The 17,705-nt window shown below is 69.7% G+C and carries 16 protein-coding genes; 10 read left to right on the forward strand and 6 right to left on the reverse strand.

The features are described from left to right. The first annotated feature begins 29 nt into the window (after positions 1 to 29). The 6 genes from ACSGC5_RS11320 (at position 30) to ACSGC5_RS11345 (ending at position 6,419) form a co-directional block, all read left to right on the forward strand. Positions 30 to 521, forward strand: a complete 492-nt coding sequence (locus ACSGC5_RS11320) for an Lrp/AsnC family transcriptional regulator (RefSeq protein ID WP_434970726.1) — start codon at positions 30 to 32, stop codon at positions 519 to 521. 54 nt (positions 522 to 575) lie between these two features. After that, a complete protein-coding gene (locus tag ACSGC5_RS11325) occupies positions 576 to 2,114 on the forward strand; it encodes an MFS transporter (RefSeq protein ID WP_434970727.1) in 1,539 nt (512 codons plus the stop codon). Beyond that, a complete protein-coding gene (locus ACSGC5_RS11330) occupies positions 2,111 to 3,322 on the forward strand; it encodes a sensor histidine kinase (protein ID WP_434970728.1) in 1,212 nt (403 codons plus the stop codon). Before ACSGC5_RS11325 ends, ACSGC5_RS11330 begins: the two co-directional genes overlap by 4 nt. Positions 3,323 to 3,360: 38 nt before the next feature. Then, on the forward strand, positions 3,361 to 3,999 hold the full coding sequence (locus ACSGC5_RS11335; protein ID WP_434970809.1) for a response regulator: 639 nt from the start codon (positions 3,361 to 3,363) through the stop codon (positions 3,997 to 3,999). A 138-nt stretch (positions 4,000 to 4,137) separates the two neighbouring features. After that, positions 4,138 to 4,950, forward strand: coding sequence for an ABC transporter ATP-binding protein (locus ACSGC5_RS11340; protein WP_434970729.1), 813 nt, complete (start codon positions 4,138 to 4,140; stop codon positions 4,948 to 4,950). Next, entirely contained in the window at positions 4,947 to 6,419 is a 1,473-nt protein-coding gene (locus tag ACSGC5_RS11345) for an FtsX-like permease family protein (RefSeq protein WP_434970730.1), read from the forward strand. The genes ACSGC5_RS11340 and ACSGC5_RS11345 overlap by 4 nt, the downstream gene beginning before the upstream one ends. Before the next feature lie 33 nt (positions 6,420 to 6,452). Here the strand turns inward: ACSGC5_RS11345 and ACSGC5_RS11350 are convergent, their stop codons facing one another. Continuing rightward, positions 6,453 to 6,977, reverse strand: coding sequence for a hypothetical protein (locus ACSGC5_RS11350; RefSeq protein ID WP_434970731.1), 525 nt, complete (start codon positions 6,975 to 6,977; stop codon positions 6,453 to 6,455). 40 nt (positions 6,978 to 7,017) lie between these two features. Here ACSGC5_RS11350 and ACSGC5_RS11355 point away from each other — a divergent pair, with 40 nt between their 5' ends. Next, a complete protein-coding gene (locus tag ACSGC5_RS11355) occupies positions 7,018 to 7,554 on the forward strand; it encodes a 2-phosphosulfolactate phosphatase (RefSeq protein ID WP_434970732.1) in 537 nt (178 codons plus the stop codon). Here ACSGC5_RS11355 and ACSGC5_RS11360 read toward each other — a convergent pair. From ACSGC5_RS11360 to ACSGC5_RS11380, 5 genes are all read right to left on the reverse strand, one after another. Beyond that, on the reverse strand, positions 7,545 to 7,697 hold the full coding sequence (locus tag ACSGC5_RS11360; RefSeq protein WP_434970733.1) for a hypothetical protein: 153 nt from the start codon (positions 7,695 to 7,697) through the stop codon (positions 7,545 to 7,547). The genes ACSGC5_RS11355 and ACSGC5_RS11360 overlap by 10 nt on opposite strands. Positions 7,698 to 7,722: 25 nt before the next feature. Next, complete coding sequence (locus ACSGC5_RS11365) at positions 7,723 to 9,186, reverse strand: NAD(P)/FAD-dependent oxidoreductase (RefSeq protein ID WP_434970734.1); 1,464 nt, start codon at positions 9,184 to 9,186, stop codon at positions 7,723 to 7,725. A gap of 94 nt (positions 9,187 to 9,280) precedes the next feature. Next, a complete protein-coding gene (locus ACSGC5_RS11370; protein WP_434970735.1) occupies positions 9,281 to 9,769 on the reverse strand; it encodes a SprT-like domain-containing protein in 489 nt (162 codons plus the stop codon). A gap of 36 nt (positions 9,770 to 9,805) precedes the next feature. After that, positions 9,806 to 10,339 (reverse strand): hypothetical protein, encoded by a 534-nt coding sequence (locus tag ACSGC5_RS11375; protein WP_434970810.1) that lies wholly within the window; start codon positions 10,337 to 10,339, stop codon positions 9,806 to 9,808. Between the two features lie 132 nt (positions 10,340 to 10,471). Continuing rightward, entirely contained in the window at positions 10,472 to 11,347 is an 876-nt protein-coding gene (locus ACSGC5_RS11380) for a spermidine synthase (protein ID WP_434970736.1), read from the reverse strand. 33 nt (positions 11,348 to 11,380) lie between these two features. Here ACSGC5_RS11380 and ACSGC5_RS11385 point away from each other — a divergent pair, with 33 nt between their 5' ends. From ACSGC5_RS11385 to rpoB, 3 genes are all read left to right on the forward strand, one after another. Next, positions 11,381 to 12,136, forward strand: coding sequence for a 5-oxoprolinase subunit PxpA (locus ACSGC5_RS11385; protein WP_434970737.1), 756 nt, complete (start codon positions 11,381 to 11,383; stop codon positions 12,134 to 12,136). A 22-nt stretch (positions 12,137 to 12,158) separates the two neighbouring features. Further along, positions 12,159 to 13,889, forward strand: coding sequence for a 5-oxoprolinase/urea amidolyase family protein (locus ACSGC5_RS11390; protein ID WP_434970738.1), 1,731 nt, complete (start codon positions 12,159 to 12,161; stop codon positions 13,887 to 13,889). A 297-nt stretch (positions 13,890 to 14,186) separates the two neighbouring features. Continuing rightward, positions 14,187 to 17,681 (forward strand): DNA-directed RNA polymerase subunit beta, encoded by a 3,495-nt coding sequence (gene rpoB, locus ACSGC5_RS11395; protein WP_434970739.1) that lies wholly within the window; start codon positions 14,187 to 14,189, stop codon positions 17,679 to 17,681. The last annotated feature ends 24 nt before the right edge of the window (positions 17,682 to 17,705 follow it).

A 17,705-nucleotide genomic window follows, 5' to 3' on the forward strand; every position in this document is an offset into this window, starting at 1 on the left:
TCGAGGGTTGCTCTCGCTAGGCTCGGGGCATGACGACGGATGCGCTGACCCCTCGCCTCGACGACGACATGGATGCTCGCATCCTGCGGGCACTGTCTACGAACGCCCGGGCGACTCTCGCCGACCTGTCGGCGGCGGTGGGTCTGTCGGTGTCCGCCGTGCAGGCGCGGGTGCGGCGTCTGGAGAGCCGGGGGATCATCACGGGGTACCGCGTCGTCGTCGATCCCGAGGCCGTCGGCAAGCCGCTCGCCGCGTTCGTGGAGATCACCCCGCTGGATCCGGCGCAACCCGATACGGCGCCCGAGATGCTCGCTCACCTGGAGGAGATCGAGGCGTGCCACTCGATCGCCGGCGCCGCCAGCTACCTGCTGCTCGTGCGTGTCGCGACCCCTCGTCACTTGGAGGCGCTGCTGCGTGACATCCGGGCCGCCGCGGGCGTGAGTACGCGAACGACGATCGTGCTTCAGACCTTCTATGAGAACCGCACCGTGGCACCCGCGTCGGTTCCGCCGCGATCCTGAGCGCGACTCCGGAGCGCAGTGTCGGATGTCGGTCCCCGCGGCTACGCTCACCATATGAGCGCACCCGCTCCGACGGATTCCTCAGCCGAGCCGGCACGGACCAGACTGTGGCGCACCCCTGCGGAACGGACGTTCATCCACGTGCTCGTGAACACCGCCGCAGCGAACATCACGACGAGCTACCTGTGGTTCGCCCTCACCTTTTGGGTCTACCTCGAGACCCGCTCGGTCCTGGCCACGGGCATCATCGGCGGCACCTACATGCTGCTGCTCGCCGTGTTCGCGATGTGGTTCGGTACGCTCGTCGACCGGCACCGTAAGCACCGGGTCATGGTTTTCTCGGCGGCCGCCACTCTCGTGGCGTTCCTCATCGCCGGCGCGCTCTCCCTCGCGCAGCCCGAATCCGCCCTCGTCGACATCACCGGTCCGTGGTTCTGGCTGTTCGCCGGCATCATCCTGCTGGGTTCGATCGTCGAGAACATGCGCAACATCGCGCTGTCGACCACGGTCACGCTCCTCGTCCCCGAAGAGCGGCACGCGAACGCCAACGGGCTGGTCGGGACGGTGCAGGGCATTGCGTTCATCATCACGAGCGTCTTCAGCGGGCTCTCCGTCGGTCTGCTCGGGATGGGGTGGACGCTGCTGATCGCGATCGTCGCGACCGCACTCGCCGGAGTCCATCTCCTCCTGCTGCGGATCCCCGAGGATCAGCCGACGGGATCGGTCGGGCGCGGTGTCGACCTGCGCGGTGCGATCGCGGCCGTGAGGCTGGCGCCGGGGCTGTTCGCACTCATCATCTTCTCCACCTTCAACAACCTGATCGGCGGTGTCTACATCGCCCTCATGGACCCGTACGGTCTCACGCTGTTCTCGGTCGAGGCCTGGGGGATCGTGTTCGGTGTCGCGGCGACGGGTTTCATCGTGGGGGGCCTCGTGATCGCCAGGTTCGGCCTCGGCCGCAACCCCATTCGCACGATGCTGCTCGTGGTCGCCGGGATGGGGCTGCTCGGCGCGCTCTTCACGATCCGGGAGTGGTGGTTGCTCTACGCCGTCGGGATCTGGCTCTATATGGCTCTTGTCCCGGCGGTCGAGGCGGCCGAGCAGACGGTCATCCAGAAGGTCGTGCCCTACGGCTCGCAGGGTCGGGTCTTCGGTTTCGCCGCCGCGTTCGAATCGGCAGCGGCACCCGTCACGGCGTTCCTGATCGCCCCGATCGCCGAGTTCTGGATCATCCCGTACATGGAGTCTCCCGGCGGGCAGCAGACCTGGGGCTGGCTGCTCGGCGACGGGGACGCGCGCGGGATCGCGCTCGTCTTCGTGTTCGCAGGGCTCGCGATGGTCGCGATCTCGCTCCTCGCGTTCGCGACCCGGTCGTATCGGCTCATCACCGCGCAGTACCGGGCGGCGCCCGAAGCCGCGGCGACGGACGTGGATCCCGGTGCGAGCCCCGCGCCCGACCCCACCTCGGCCCCCGGCGGGCCCGTCGACCCCCGGGCTGCCACGCACCCGCCGGCCTCGCCCGAGTCGTCCGGGCGAATACATCTGGAGGCGGACGCGGGAGGGGACAGCCACTCCGTACCGTGGTCTGAATGAGAAGCTCCGGGATCTTTCGGCCACTGCTGCCCTACCAGGTCGCCGTCGATGTGACCGTCGCGGGGGTCTTCGGCCTGTTGTGCATCCCGGTCGAGCTGACGGTCGTCGGATGGGGCCGGGATGACGTACTGGGGACCGTCATCATGTGTCTGCTGTTCGCGGCAGCGCTCGCGTTGCGTCGCCTGTCCCCGCTTCTTGCGCTGGGCACCGCATGGGTCGCGGCGATCACGCAGATGGCGCTCGTCCGGCCGCCCTCGATCGTGGACATCGCCATCTTCGCTGTGCTATACGCCACCGCGGCCTACGGGTCGGTGCGGGTGTACTGGCTCGGCTTCGCCTCGGCGATCGTGGGAGCGGGCGTCATCACCGCGTACCTGTTCGGCGAGCAGCTGCTCTCCGTCTCGTCGTGGGCGCTGCTGCCGCTGGCGGCTGCGGTGCTCGTTGCCGCCGGATTCGCGCTGTTGCTGGCGTGGACCGTCGGCGCCCTCGTACGGACGTCGTTGCGCGCTCGGCAGACCCAGCGCGATCGCGAGCGCGCGGAGCGGGAACGCGTCCAGGAGCAGGAGCGCGGCCGGATCGCGCGCGACATGCATGACGTCGTCGGGCATTCGCTCGCGGTCATCATCGCGCAGGCCGATGGCGCCCGCTACGCCGCACGCGGCGAACCTGAAGCGACGCAGGCTGCGCTCGCGACGATCTCGGCGACCGCCCGCAGCGCGCTCGCCGACGTGCGGCTGCTGCTCGCGCAGTTGCGGCACAGCGAGAGCAGCGCGCCGCAGCCCATGCTCGCCGATCTCGAAGGGCTGTACGCGCAGGTGCGTGCGGCCGGGCTCGCGCTTCGTGTGGATGTCGACCCGATGCCGCCGGCCGATGTCCCCGCCGCGCTGCAGCTGGCCGTCTACCGCGTGCTGCAGGAGGCTCTGACCAACGCGATCCGCCACGGCAGCGGGGGAGTGGATGTCACGATGCGGTGGCTTCCCGACCGGCTCCACCTGTGGGTGTCGAACCCGGTTGCCGGGCCCGCGGCGCCCTCTGTTGAGCCTTGGGACGCGGGGCAGGCCGCGGAAGGCGCGCTCGGAGCCGGCCACGGTATCGTCGGGATGCGCGAGCGGGCACGACTGGTCGGCGGTGCGTTGGAGGCGGGGATGGTCGGCGAGGCCTGGATCGTTCGCGCCACGTTCCCCTTCGCGATGGAGCCATCCGCGTGACCGGCGGTCTCGGTGCTGCCGGAACGTTCGACCCGGCGATCATCCGGGTCGCGCTCGTCGATGATCAGGCACTGTTTCGCGCCGGCATCCGCATGGTGATCGATTCGCAGGACGACATGGCGGTCGTGGGCGAGGCCGGGGACGGACTGGCCGCCCTGTCGATGGTGCGGGAGGTGCACCCCGACGTCGTGCTGATGGACATCCGGATGCCGGTCATGGACGGAATCGAGGCGACCGCGCGACTGCTGCAGGAGCCTGCCGCGCCCCGCATCGTGATGCTCACGACGTTCGACCTCGACGAGGCTGCCGCCCGCGCCATCCGGGGCGGAGCGAGCGGATTCCTGCTCAAGGACGCCGAACCGGAGTTCGTGCTCGCCGCGATCCGCAGTGTCCACTCCGGCTCCGCGGTCATCGCCGCGACGGCGACAGCTCACCTCTTCGCCCACTTCAGTGATGCGCAGGCCCGTCCGGTCCCGCCCGCCTTCGCCGAGCTCACCGAGCGCGAGCGGGAGATCTTCGCCCTGGCCGCGCGCGGCCTCTCCAACGCCGAGATCGCCGCGCGCGAGTACCTCTCGGAGGCGACAGTGAAGACGCACGTGAGCCGTATCCTCGGCAAGCTCGGGCTGCGCGATCGCGTCCAGCTCGTCGTCTTCGCTTACGAGCACGGTCTCGTCTGATATCGCGGTGACCGCTCTCGCGCACCGATGCCGACCACGGGGCGCTGAAGGGCGATGGCGAAGATCATCCTTCGGATGTACGCGAGCGGGCCTGGGGGCTGACGCGGCGGCGGGGGTCATGTTCCTAGCGTCGAAGGCATGAAGATCACCACGACACAGATGGGCCTGGCTGCCCGCGTAGAGAACCTCGGCAAGACCTACGGCACGGGTAGCGGCGCCGTGAGCGCCTTGGAGAACGTGACCGTCGGCATCCGTCGGGGGGAGTTCACCGCGATCATGGGGCCCTCCGGCTCGGGGAAGTCGACCCTCATGCACATCATGGCCGGGCTGGATGCGCCGACCTCGGGTCGCGCGTGGATCGGCGATACCGAGATCACCGGGTTGCGAGACCTCGACCTGACGATCCTGCGCCGCCGCCGCGTCGGGTTCGTTTTCCAGTCGTTCAATCTCGTCCCGACTCTCGACGCGCTCGGCAACATCCTCCTTCCCTTCAGCCTGGACGGTCGCGAGCCCACCGTCTTGGAGCGCGCTCGCATCGATGGGCTCATCGACACGCTCGGCCTGCGCGCCCGTCTGAGCCACCGCCCCCATGAGCTCTCAGGCGGGCAGCAGCAGCGCGTCGCGATCGCCCGGGCACTGGCGACCGCTCCCGACCTGCTCTTTGCCGACGAACCCACCGGCAACCTCGACTCGCGCTCCGGCCGCGAAGTGCTCGCGCTCCTGGCAGATGCCAGCAAGACACGAGGTCAGTCCATCGCCATGGTCACGCACGACCCGGTCGCCGCCAGCCACGCCGATCGCGTCCTGTTCCTCGGCGACGGTCGCCTGGTCGCCGACAAGCCGGCCCAGACGGCGGAGCAGATCGCGGCCCACATGCTCGCCGCCGACGGTGGCGACCCCGTGTCCACCCGCGCGGCGGCCTCGGTTGTCGGTGCGGAGGCACGCGCATGAGCGCCGTACCTGCCACGCTCGATTCTCCCGCCATGCGGATGCCGCGGGTCAGCGCGCGGCTGGGGTGGCTCCGCGAGCGCGGCATGGGGGCGAGTATTCTCGTCGCGGCCATCTCGACCGCCTTCGGCGTCGTGCTCATCGCCACGACCGACTTCCTCGCCGCGATGCTGCGCGCCGACCCCTACATCGGCGACAGCGGGACTCTCGCGTTCGTCCTCGGCTTCCTGACCCTCCTGCTCGTCGGAGTCGCGGTCTATGTCGCAGGCATCGTCACCGCGAACACCTTCGCAACGGTCGTCGCGGGCCGCTCGCGTCAGATCGCGCTGCTGCGGCTGATCGGTGCGTCGGCCCGCTCGCAGCGGGCTCGGGTGGCGTCGCAGGGGCTCATCGTCGGTGTCCTCGGCGCGGCGATCGGCGGGCTCCTCGGTGTCGTCGTCTCGGCTGCGGGGGCCCAGATCGCGATCGTCCGGTTCGACCTGGCAGATGTCCCGGTCGCTCCCGTGGCGCTGACGATGCTGCTGCCCGCCGCAATCGTTGCGCTCACGACCTGGCTCGCGGCCTGGATCGGGTCTCGCCGCGTGCTCGAGGTCACCCCCCTGCAGGCGATCTCCGGATCGGTCGCGCTGGCTCCCGACGAAGTTGCCGCCCGCCGGGGCCGACACGTCGTGGCCGGCATCCTGTTCGCCCTCGGTGCCGTGGCCCTGGCCGTCGGCATCCTGCTGGGCCTTGTCACACCGCTGGGCGTCGTCGTGGCCTTCTTCGGCGGTGTGCTCTCGTTCACGGGTATCACGATGGCCGCAGCTCTCATCATGCCGCCGGCGCTGCGCCTGGTCGGCAGGGCATTCGGCCGTTCGGCTCCCGCTCGCCTGGCGGTGCAGAACGCCGAGCGTCACCCCGAGCGGTCCGCCCGCACGACCATCGGGATCGTCATCGGGGTGACGCTCGTGACGATGTTCGCCGTCGCCATCGAGTCGGTGAAGGCGGTCATGACCGCGAACGCAGGAGGACGGCTGGAGCCCGAGCTGTCGAGCATCCTGGACACGTTCGCGGCGATCATGATGGGGCTCGTCGCGATCTCGGCGGTCATCGCCGGGGTCGGGCTCGTCAACCTGCTGACCCTCGGCATCATCCAGCGCACCCGCGAGCTGGGGCTGCTCCGCGCCCTCGGGGTGTCCATCTCGCAGATTCGGCGGATGGTGCTGCTCGAGGCGGTGCACGTCACGGTCACCGCGACCCTGCTGGGTGTGCTGCTGGGCATCGCCTACGGATGGGCAGGCGCCCAGTCTCTCCTCGGTAGCGTCCCCACCAATCCCGACGGGATCGCCCGCGCGGGCGTCGTGTGGCCTGCCGTCCCGCTCGGGCCGCTCCTGGTGATCGCTGCGGCCACCGCTCTGCTCACGGTGATCGCGTCGCTCGCGCCGACGCGGCTGGCCACTCGTGTTGCACCGGTGGCCGCGCTCAGCGAGTAGCCGATCGCGCACCGTGCCCGCGGCGCGGACGCGTCACGCGGTGGCGGTCGAGTCGGAATCTGACGGCTCGGCCGCCGCCTCCGTGTCGTGTGCCCAGGAGGGCGCGATCTGACGGATGCGAGCGGCCCGCCACTGCCACACCGCCCAGAGCCCCGGCCAGATCAGCGGTGCCGCGGTTCCACCGATCACGAGGCGCTCACGCCAGAGCGTCCGGCCGTCCGGGAGGGGCGAGACAGCCATCTGGTGGTCCCAGACATCGAGAATCGCGAGCGGACCGGTCAGCGGCATCCCCGAATCCCGGATGATCCGCACCCGCACTCCGTTGAGCTCGCGCTCCGCATCCGTGATCGAGATGAGTTGTCGGCCGAGTGGGATGAGCCCGCCGAGACTCAGCCCGACGGCGGCGTTGTGCCCGTGCTCCCACTGCGTCGGGATCGCCTCGAGCGGCTGCATGTCCAGGAACGGGCCGTAGACCTCGGCGAGCACGCGCGGGGAGTGCAGGGCGCGCCAGGCGGCGTCGGTGTCGCAGTCGATGACGAATTTGCTGAGCACGCGCATGCGGCAAGTCTGACATCCGGTCTCGATCTACGCTGGACGGATGCCGACACCACTGGACCAGAGCCGCTATCAGGTGCGTTTCGACTGGGGTTCGACCGGCCTGGCGCGGCTCGCGCCCGGTGATGTCACCGTGGTCGTCGATGTGCTCGTGGACACCGACACGGATGCCGACCGCATCGGCGCCGAGGCTTCCGGCGCGGGCAGTACGGTTCTGCGCGGCGGTCTTCGCTGCGCAGGAGCACTGGCGGAGGCTGTCATCGCAGAGCAGCACCGACGTCAGGCGCGCACCAGCGTCGTCGTGATCGCCTGCGGCGCCGCGGACGCCGGGGGCGGCACGCGGTTCGCGGTGGAGGATCTGCTGGGTGCCGGCGCCGTGATCGACGCGCTCGCCGCACGCGGCATCGACCATACCTCGCCCGAGGCCGCGGCAGCGTGCGAGGCGTTCCGCGGGCTTCGGCCGGCACTGCGGCACCTGCTGACGGCGAGCGGGACCGGCCAGACCTGGGCGGAGGCCGGCCGGCGGGAGGACGTCCTCGCCGCCGCGTCGGTGGACGCCGACTCCTCGGCTCAGTGCTGAGCGAGTCGGAACATCCCCCAGCCGAGCACGATGAAGCGGAAGAACTGCACGAAGAGGTTCTTGCGGCGCCGCAACTCGGCGTCGGTCGGCAGTGGGGCGGCATCGACCTTCCGCTGGGCGGAGGAGTCCACGGGTGCGCTCATCGCGATGCTCCTTTCAGGTGAGTGATCATTCCGGGATGAGGTACCAGAGCGGATACGCCTTGGCCTTGTAGAGGAATGCCGTGTGGAGCATGCGCTTGAGCCAGTGTGCGGCCAGTCCCACTTCTCCGCTGGTGTGGTCGGGGTCGCGGCCGTGGGTAGCGGGCCGGGCGTCGAAGTCCGGGACGATCGGAGTCATCGTCATGGCGACGGCGCTCCCGCGCGCGAAACCCGTGCCGGTCGAGGCGATGCACGCGGCCGGAAGCTCGGCCATCGAAGCGGAGTGCCGCGCCGCATCCGTCCCGGTGCGCACCATCTCGGCGATGTTCATCGCGGCAGCCTTGCCCATCGCACCCGAGGGCATGCCGGTGCGGGGCGGGGCGGGAGCGATCGCAACGCCGTCCGGTGTGGCAAGCGGTTCGGAGATCGCGTGGGGCGGGGCGAACGCGATGCCGACGGCGAACATGTTCGGGTACCCGGGGACCTGATAGGTGGTCGGCCAATCCTTGGCCGACCACTGGGCGTACGGCTTGGGGGAGTAGTCCGCATCGACCCACATGAACCCATTGGGCGCGAAGAACCGGTCCGACACGTCATTGCCGGCGCGGTCGTACGCGGTCAGTGCGACGCCGCGGAACGGCGGCAGCAGCATTGCGAAGTCGAACTCGAGTACCTGAGGGGAACCGTCCTCCTGGACGAAGTGAATCGTGCCCGGCTCGATCGCGGTGACGGCAGCCCGCGTGATGGCGCGGATGCGGCGCTCGTGGAACAGGCTCGACATCCACTGCTCACCAGAGACGTCGCCGTGTTTCGTGCGGAACGACATCCCGCCGACACCGAAGTCCCCCAATTCGGGCTCGTTGCTCAGGTACACGAGCTCCACGTTCTCGCGCACTCCCGCCTGCTCGAGCTTCTGCTCGACGTTGAAGGCATATTCGAAGGCGGCGCCCTCGCAGGTGCACTGGCCATGGCCGACGCCGACGACGAACCGCAGCTTCTCGCCCGCGCGGGCGCGCTCGATCGCGGTGTCCAGCCGCGCGGCGGCGTCGACAGCATGCCCGGGTGTGCAGACGGATGCCGTGTACCCGCCGTCGGGTCCGAGCCCGGGGGTGGCCGCGAAGTTCAGTGCGGGACCGGTCGCGTTGATCAGGTAGTCGTAGCGGAGACGTGCGGTCTGGCCCGCTCGACCCGGCTCCGTGTACTCGATGTCCACGGCGCCACGGGAGGACTCGGCATCGCCGTCGGGCCAGATCGTCGTCGCCTTCGCCTGATGGAAGTCGACCCTCTTGCGGGCGTAGACCGGCGCGAGGGGGAAGACGACATCCTCCCGTGTCATCCGTCCGACGCCGACCCAGATGTTCGACGGGATCCAGTTCCACGTCGAGTTGGGGGAGACGACGACGACCTCGTGTTCCCTGCCGAGCTTGCGGCGCAGTGTCAACGCGGCAGTGTGCCCCGCGACGCCTGCGCCGAGAACGATGACACGTGACATCCCTCTCCTCGCTTCCTGGCCGCTCTGGCCTCACGTCGCACGATACCCCCGGGGGTACGGCGCGGTAGGGACTAAAGACCGTGGGGAAACGGGGTCAGCGGGGGGTCATAGCCGCGAGTCGGACCGATGCCGTGATCTCCCGGCGCGACCAGGTGAGCAGATACCGCTCGTCGAAGCGCGGGGCGCAGCGGGCGCAGGAGGTCTGACGGCTCGCGCGGCGATGCCGGTAGGCCACGTGACCGGCCGGACACACGCCGACCCAGGGCGCGAGCTCGGTCGCCGTCTCGCCATGGTGGGTCGTGCCCCCGACGTAGCCGAGGTCCCGCGCGATCGCTTTCCACCGCGGGCCGTGCCCTGCCGCCGCCCCCGCCAGGGCATGAGCCACTTCGTGGAGGAGCGTCTGGTGGTTGCTGTCGTCGTCATGGCGGGCGGCGAGGTATCTCGAGACGGTGATGCGCTTGCGCGTGAAGTCACACAGGCCGACGCGCCGCTTCGCGTTGTCGAACCCGAAGCTCCACTCGGGGCTCAGGTGTGTCGCAAGGAGGGCCTCGGCCCAGTGGCGAACGCGGTGAAGCTCGGACATGACGACAGCGTAAGAGGGGCTCCCGACACCGGCCGGTCAGCTCGCGACGGCAGCGCCGGCCTCCGCCCGGCGGCGCTCCGCTGCGTCGATCGCGAGGAGCGTCGACTCGAGCTGGTCGTCGGGTGCGGCGATGCTCTGCCGGGCGAACAGTGCGCGCTTGAAGTCCGCGCGCGCCGCGTCGAAGTCTTCGGCGTCATAGTGGACCTTGCCGCGGTGCTGATAGGCGAATGCGGCGATCGAGGCCCAGCCCGCCCCCTCGGCCTCAAGAGCGCACGTCGTCAGTTCCTGCTCGGCGGCTGCGAGAGAGCCGCGGAACTGCAGCACGGTCGCGTGCAGGATGCGGGCGCGCAGCAGATCCTTCCGCGTACCGGCCATCCGCGCCGTTCGCACCGTCAGATCCGCGACCTCGAGTGCGTCGTCGAGGCGGCCGAGGACCTTGAGGAGCCAGACCCGCTCGAGCAACGCCGGGAGCGAGCGCTGGTCGCCCAGTTCCTCGAGCCGGTCGCGGCACTCGCGCTCGACGACCACTTCACGCAGCGTCACGGGGTCGTAGCCGTGGATGTAGCTCACTCGCACTCCTTCCCGCTCGAGGTGGTCGGCGCGCAGTCCCGCCGCGATCGCCACCTGGTCGCTGCACGCGCCCCACACGCGATGCGGTCCTATTGTGGCCGCGAACCCGTCGCGTCCCGCTCTCCCACGCCGTCAGCGTTCGAACAGCGATGCCGACGGTGCCGGGGAGGGGAGAGCATCGGCATCCGTCACGATGCGCGCGCCCGCGACGAAGGCCTCGACCTCGGCGCCCTGGGCGACCTTCGCCGGATGCGGTCCGGCTGCCATGAGGCGCGGCAGCCAGGACGTCGGCAGGGGGGTGCGGGATGCCGCGATCACGATGTTGCCGAAGCGTCGGCCCTTGAGAACCTGCACCTCTGCAAGAAGCGCGACGTGGGCGAGCTCGCTACGCACGGTCGCTGCCTGGCGACGTGCAAAGGCGAGGCCGGCGCCGTCGGCGACGTTCACCAGGAGCACGCCGTCCTCGGCGAGATACTGAGCCGCGAGGCGATAGAACTCGACGCTCGTGACATGCGCCGGGGTGCGGGCCCCGTGGAAGATGTCCGAGATCAGGAGGTCCGCCCGACCGCGGATTCCCGCCGGCATCCGCTCGAGCACGGCACGCGCGTCTCCGGTGCGCGTGCGGATCGATCCGCCGGCTCGCGACCCCGAGGGCAGGGGCAGATGCTCGCGCACGAGTGCGACCAGCGCCGGCTCCAGCTCGATGACCTGCTGACGAGAGCCCGGCCGCGTCGCGTCGACGTAGCGCGGGAGCGTGTAGGCGCCCGCGCCCAGATGGATCGCCGTGAGCGGCGCTTCCGGCGAGGCGAGCTGGTCGATCACGGCGCCCATCCGCGCGACGTACTCGAAGTGGAGGTGGGTGGGGTCATCGAGGTCCACGTGGGACTGCGGAGTGCCGTCCACCTCGAGTTCCCAACCGCTCGCGAACGCCGACGGTACGATCCGCGCCAGCGATCCGTCCGACAGGCGTGCCTGCGGCGGTGGGGCTTCGACATGCGCGCGGGCCACGCTTCCACCGTAGACCGGGCGTACCGTGGGTGCATGACCACCATCGACCTCAACGCCGACCTCGGCGAGACGGTCGACGGTGTGCCGACGGCGGATGATGAGGCGCTGTTCGCGGTCATTTCCAGCGCGAATGTCGCCTGCGGCGGGCACGCCGGCGACGCGAGATCGATGGGCCAGGCCGTCGAACGGGCCGCACGGTTCGGCGTCGCGATCGGCGCCCACCCCTCCTATCCCGACCGGTCGGGATTCGGCCGACGGGCCGTTGCGATGTCGGGGGCGGACCTGCGTGCCGCGGTGGGCGCGCAGCTGCACGCTCTCGCAGACGTCGGCGCTGACATCCGCTACGTCAAGCCCCACGGTGCGCTGTACCACGCCGTCAGGACGGATGCCGCGCACGCGGATGCGCTCGCGGCCGCGGTGTCCGATCTCGCACGTCGGCTCGGCCGCGCCCTGCCGATCCTCGGGATGTCCGGTGCGATCACGACGGCCGCGGCGGGGCACGGTCTCGAGGTCGTGGAAGAGGCGTTCTTGGACCGCGGGTACGCGGCGGATGGCACGCTCGTTCCCCGAGACCGCCCGGGCGCGCTCATCGAGGATCCCGAGGCCGCGGCGTCACGGGCCGTGCAGCTGGCCCACGAGGGCACGGTTGTCGCGATCGACGGCGCGACCGTCCCCGTGCGGGCGGCATCGCTGTGCGTGCACGGGGACTCGCCCGCCTCTGTGGCCGCGGCCCGAGCGGTGCGCGCGGCGCTGGCGGCGGCATCCGTGACGGTCCGCGCTCCGTGGTGAGGGCGATGGCTCCGGGGGCGTTGTGAGAGAAGCTGCAGCCCACACAGATGCTCCAGCCGGCCGCATCCGCCCCTTCGGCGACACCGGCCTGCTCGTCGAGGTTCCCGTCGATCTCGACGCGACAGCTGCGCTGCGGGCGGTCGTATGGCTGCGGGAGCGGTGGGAGCGCTCGCTCTCTGAGCAGTCGGACATCTCGCTTCGCGAGGGCGTGACCGACCTCGTTCCCGCCGCCCGTACGGTGCTCGTGCGGTTCGATCCGCAGCGTGTGCCGCCTTCGGCCGTGCGCGCGTGGCTCGACCGGGACCTGGCCGATCCGCTCGACCCGTTGCGTCGCGGCGCTGCCATCCCGACACGTGTGGCGCCGGCCGAGCCGGATGTCGAGATCGGCATCCGCTACGACGGGCCGGACCTCCGCGAGACGGCGGATCTGCTCGGCATCCCTCCTGAACGCCTGGTGTCTGCGCATCTGGCCGCGACGTGGACCGTCGCGTTCACGGGGTTCGCGCCCGGGTTCGGCTACCTCGTGAGCGAGGACTGGCCGTTCGATGTCCCCCGCCTGCCGAGCCCCCGCACCCGCGTTCCGGCGGGGTCCGTCGGTGTTGCCGGCGTCTTCTCGGGCGCTTATCCGCGCTCGACCCCGGGCGGATGGCGGCTCATCGGTTCGACGTCCGCGCCCCTGTTCGACCCGGATGCGGTGTCTCCCGCGCTGCTGCGCCCCGGTATGCGGGTGAGGTTCCGTGAGGAAGGGGACCTCTCCGATGCCGGCGGGGTTCTCGGCCGCGATCGCCGCGAGGGCGGCGACGTCGTGCGCGGGCGGCACGAGAGGGCGCGGCTCCCGCACGACACCGGCGCCGCGAGAGGGCGCGAGGCGCCGCGTGCCCGGAGCGCCCCCGTGCTGCGGGTGGCGTCTCCAGGGCTGCTCACGACGATCCAGGATGCCGGCCGGCTCGGAGCCGCGTCGCTCGGCGTATCGGTCTCGGGCGCGCTCGACCGGGGCGCGCTGCGGACGGCGAACCGCCTCGTCGGCAACGAGGAGTCCGCTGCTGCGCTGGAAATCACCGCGGGTGGTTTCGAGGCCGACGCGCGGGCGGACGCGTGGATCGCGGTGACCGGCGCGTGGGGCGTCCTCTCTGTCGACGGACGCGAGATCGATCATGGCGTCGCTCACCGCTGGCGGCGCGGGGAACGTCTGCGGGTCGACTGGTTCTCGGCCGGCGCCCGCGCGTACCTGGCCATCCGGGGTGGCCTGGAGGCGCCGCGCGTCCTCGGCTCGGCGGCCACCGACACGCTCGCCGGTCTCGGACCGGCACCGCTGCGGACCGGAGACCTCCTCACGCTCGCGTCCGCCGAGGCCGGTGAGGTCCCGCCCTCCGATCTTGCGCCGTGGAGTCCGCCCCCGTCCGAGATCGAGGTGCGCCTGGTTCCCGGTCCGCGCACGGATGCCTTCACCGACGCGTCCGTCGAGGTGCTGTTCGAGGCTGCGTGGCGGGTCGGCGCGGCGGCCGACCGGGTCGGCATCCGTCTCGACGGTCCAGCCCTCGAGCGTGCGAATACCGCGGAGCTGGCCAGTGAGGGGATGGTTCCGGGAGCCATCCAAGTGCCGCCGGACGGGTCCCCGACGATCCTGCTCGCCGACGGTCCGGTCACGGGCGGATATCCCGTCATCGCGACGGTTCTGAGCGGCGACCTGGACCTGCTGGGTCAAGCCGGGCCCGGCACCGGGGTGCGCTTCCGGCACGCGCGGACGCGGTGAGCGCGACGTTATACCGCACGGATTTCGCGTCGTCAAGAATCCCACTGGACACGGCGTGCCGCGGCGCGTATAGTTGGTGGTTGCGCTCTTGGATTCCCCCTGCCCTCATATGGTGGTCGGCGGGCCCACGCGCCCAAAGGCTCCGGTCGACGCGTCAGCGGCGAGCGGAGGGGGGCGTGGGGAGGCTCGCGTGTCCCCGCTCGATGCGGTGCGAGACGCGCGGGTGATCGGCGAGGACCGAACGCTTCACCTGACGACAAGGATAAAGCCCCGCCCGGGCCCACGGAGGTTATCCCCTTGGCTGCTGCGCGCAACGCAACCACCACCACATCCCCCAAGAACGGCCGCGGAGCATCCCGCCTCTCGTTCGCCAAGATCTCCGACACGCTGACGGTCCCCGACCTGCTGGCGTTGCAGACCGAGTCATTCGATTGGCTTGTCGGAAACGAGGCCTGGAAGGCGCGCCTCGCCGAGGCGCAGGCCGCCGGACGCACCGACATCTCGGTCAAGAGCGGACTCGAGGAGATCTTCGAGGAGATCTCGCCGATCGAAGACCTCAGCGAGACGATGCAGCTCTCGTTCACGAACCCCTACCTCGAGCCGGAGAAGTACTCGATCGAGGAGTGCAAGGAGCGCGGCAAGACCTACGCCGCCCCGCTGTACGTCGAAGCCGAGTTCATGAACCACCAGACCGGTGAGATCAAGACGCAGACGGTCTTCATGGGCGACTTCCCGCTCCAGACCGACAAGGGCACGTTCATCATCAACGGCACCGAGCGTGTCGTCGTGTCGCAGCTCGTGCGCTCGCCCGGTGTCTACTTCGACAAGACGCCCGACAAGACCTCCGACAAGGACATCGTCTCGGCGCGTATCATCCCGAGCCGCGGCGCCTGGCTCGAGTTCGAGGTCGACAAGCGTGACCAGGTCGGCGTCCGTATCGACCGCAAGCGCAAGCAGTCCGTCACGGTGTTCCTCAAGGCCCTGGGCCTGACGAGCGAGCAGATCCTCGAGGAGTTCGCGGGCTTCGAGTCCATCGAAGAGACCCTCTCGAAGGACACGATCCTCACGAAGGAGGACGCGCTTCGCGACATCTACCGCAAGCTGCGTCCGGGCGAGCAGGTCGCTGCCGAGGCCGCGCGCGCACTGCTGGACAACTTCTACTTCAACCCGAAGCGCTATGACCTCGCCAAGGTCGGTCGCTACAAGATCAACCAGAAGCTGGGGCTGTCGGGTCCGCTCACCGATTCGGTGCTCACGGTCGAGGACATCGTCGCGACGATCAAGTACCTCGTGCGTCTGCACCGCGGCGACGAGAGCTTCGAAGGCTCGCGATCGGGCAAGCCCGCGACGATCCGCCTGGACGTCGACGACATCGACAACTTCGGCAACCGCCGCATCCGTGCCGTCGGTGAGCTCATCCAGAACCAGGTCCGTACCGGTCTGTCGCGCATGGAGCGCGTCGTCCGTGAGCGGATGACGACGCAGGACATCGAGGCGATCACGCCGCAGACCCTGATCAACGTCCGACCGGTCGTGGCGGCGATCAAGGAGTTCTTCGGGACCTCGCAGCTGTCGCAGTTCATGGACCAGAACAACCCGCTTGCGGGCCTGACGCACAAGCGCCGCCTGTCGGCGCTGGGTCCCGGCGGTCTGTCGCGTGAGCGCGCAGGCGTCGAGGTCCGTGACGTCCACCCGTCGCACTACGGCCGGATGTGCCCCATCGAGACCCCGGAAGGCCCGAACATCGGCCTCATCGGTTCGCTCGCCTCGTTCGCCCGCATCAACGCGTTCGGGTTCATCGAGACCCCGTACCGCAAGGTCGTCGACGGCCGGGTCACCGACCAGATCGACTACCTCACCGCCGCGGAGGAGGACGACTTCATCGTCGCCCAGGCCAACGCGCCGCTGAAGGCCGACGGCCACTTCCAGGAGACCCGCGTGCTCGCCCGCAAGAAGGGCGGCGAGGTCGACCTGTTCCCGGCCGAGGACATCGGCTACATGGATGTCTCGCCGCGCCAGATGGTGTCGGTGGCGACCTCGCTCATCCCGTTCCTCGAGCACGACGACGCCAACCGCGCCCTCATGGGTGCGAACATGCAGCGTCAGGCCGTGCCGCTGCTGCGCAGCGACTCGCCCGTGGTCGGAACCGGTATGGAGGGCTTCGCCGCGATCGACGCCGGTGACGTGGTCACGGCCAAGCGTTCCGGCGTCGTCATCGAGGTCTCGGCGGACGTCGTGGCCGTGCAGACGGATGAGGGCGGGATCGACGAGTACTTCCTGCGCAAGTTCGACCGCTCCAACCAGGGCACGTCCTACAACCAGCGCGTCATCGTCTCGGCGGGCGAGCGGATCGAGGCCGGCGAGGTCATCGCCGACGGTCCCGCCACCGAGAACGGCGAGCTGGCCCTGGGCAAGAACCTCCTCGTGGCGTTCATGACGTGGGAGGGGCACAACTTCGAGGATGCGATCATCCTCAGCCAGGAACTCGTGAAGGACGACACTCTCTCCTCGATCCACATCGAGGAGTACGAGGTCGACGCGCGCGACACCAAGCTGGGCAAGGAGGAGATCACGCGTGATCTTCCCAACGTCAGCCCCGACCTGCTGAAGGACCTCGACGAGCGCGGCATCATCCGCATCGGTGCCGAGGTTCGCCCCGGCGACATCCTCGTCGGCAAGGTCACGCCCAAGGGTGAGACCGAGCTGTCGGCCGAGGAGCGACTGCTGCGCGCCATCTTCAACGAGAAGAGCCGCGAAGTCCGTGACACGTCGCTGAAGGTGCCCCACGGTGAGCAGGGCACGATCATCGCGGTCAAGGAGTTCAACGCCGAGGACGGCGACGACGAGCTCGGCTCGGGCGTCAACCGTCGCGTCGTGGTCTACATCGCCCAGAAGCGCAAGATCACCGAAGGTGACAAGCTCGCTGGCCGTCACGGCAACAAGGGTGTCATCGCGAAGATCCTCCCCGTCGAAGACATGCCCTTCCTCGCGGACGGCACGCCGGTCGACGTCATCCTGAACCCGCTCGGCATCCCGGGCCGAATGAACTTCGGTCAGGTGCTCGAGTTGCACCTCGGATGGATCGCCAAGCAGGGCTGGAAGGTCGAGGGCAACCCGGAGTGGGCCGCGCGCCTGCCCGAGGAGGCCCGTGAGGCCGCGCCCGGCACGAAGGTCGCGACCCCCGTGTTCGACGGTGCCTACGAGTCGGAGCTCGCGGGTCTGCTCGACTCGACGCTGCCCAACCGAGACGGCATCCGCCTGATCGACTCGACGGGTAAGACGCAGCTGTTCGACGGCCGCTCCGGAGAGCCGTTCCCGGCTCCGATCTCGGTCGGCTACATGTACATCCTGAAGCTGCACCACCTCGTCGACGACAAGATCCACGCTCGCTCGACCGGCCCGTACTCGATGATCACGCAGCAGCCGCTGGGTGGGAAGGCGCAGTTCGGTGGCCAGCGCTTCGGTGAGATGGAGGTGTGGGCCCTCGAGGCCTACGGCGCTGCGTACGCACTGCAGGAGCTCCTCACGATCAAGTCCGACGACATCCTCGGCCGCGTCAAGGTCTACGAGGCGATCGTCAAGGGCGAGAACATCCAGGAGCCCGGCATCCCGGAGTCGTTCAAGGTGCTCATGAAGGAGATGCAGTCGCTCTGCCTGAACGTCGAGGTGCTCTCGGCTGACGGCACGGCAGTGAACCTCCGCGACACCGATGACGATGCCTTCCGCGCTGCGGAAGAGCTCGGCATCAACATCTCCACCCGGTTCGAGTCCTCGTCGATCGACGAGATCTGAACCCGGCCAGGCACCCTTTTCTAA

Origin of the sequence: Microbacterium sp. bgisy207 (assembly GCF_965345035.1) — a bacterium.
Lineage (GTDB): Bacteria > Actinomycetota > Actinomycetes > Actinomycetales > Microbacteriaceae > Microbacterium.

Bases quoted from the DNA above. Each gene is read 5' to 3' on its own strand.
- ACSGC5_RS11320 (WP_434970726.1), top strand. From the start codon at position 30: ATGACGACGGATGCGCTGACCCCTCGCCTCGACGACGACATGGATGCT.
- ACSGC5_RS11385 (WP_434970737.1), top strand. From the start codon at position 11,381: ATGACCACCATCGACCTCAACGCCGACCTCGGCGAGACGGTCGACGGT.
- ACSGC5_RS11360 (WP_434970733.1), bottom strand. From the start codon at position 7,697: ATGAGCGCACCCGTGGACTCCTCCGCCCAGCGGAAGGTCGATGCCGCC.
- ACSGC5_RS11330 (WP_434970728.1), top strand. From the start codon at position 2,111: ATGAGAAGCTCCGGGATCTTTCGGCCACTGCTGCCCTACCAGGTCGCC.
- ACSGC5_RS11370 (WP_434970735.1), bottom strand. From the start codon at position 9,769: ATGTCCGAGCTTCACCGCGTTCGCCACTGGGCCGAGGCCCTCCTTGCG.
- ACSGC5_RS11365 (WP_434970734.1), bottom strand. From the start codon at position 9,186: ATGTCACGTGTCATCGTTCTCGGCGCAGGCGTCGCGGGGCACACTGCC.
- ACSGC5_RS11345 (WP_434970730.1), top strand. From the start codon at position 4,947: ATGAGCGCCGTACCTGCCACGCTCGATTCTCCCGCCATGCGGATGCCG.
- ACSGC5_RS11350 (WP_434970731.1), bottom strand. From the start codon at position 6,977: ATGCGCGTGCTCAGCAAATTCGTCATCGACTGCGACACCGACGCCGCC.
- ACSGC5_RS11340 (WP_434970729.1), top strand. From the start codon at position 4,138: ATGAAGATCACCACGACACAGATGGGCCTGGCTGCCCGCGTAGAGAAC.
- ACSGC5_RS11355 (WP_434970732.1), top strand. From the start codon at position 7,018: ATGCCGACACCACTGGACCAGAGCCGCTATCAGGTGCGTTTCGACTGG.
- ACSGC5_RS11325 (WP_434970727.1), top strand. From the start codon at position 576: ATGAGCGCACCCGCTCCGACGGATTCCTCAGCCGAGCCGGCACGGACC.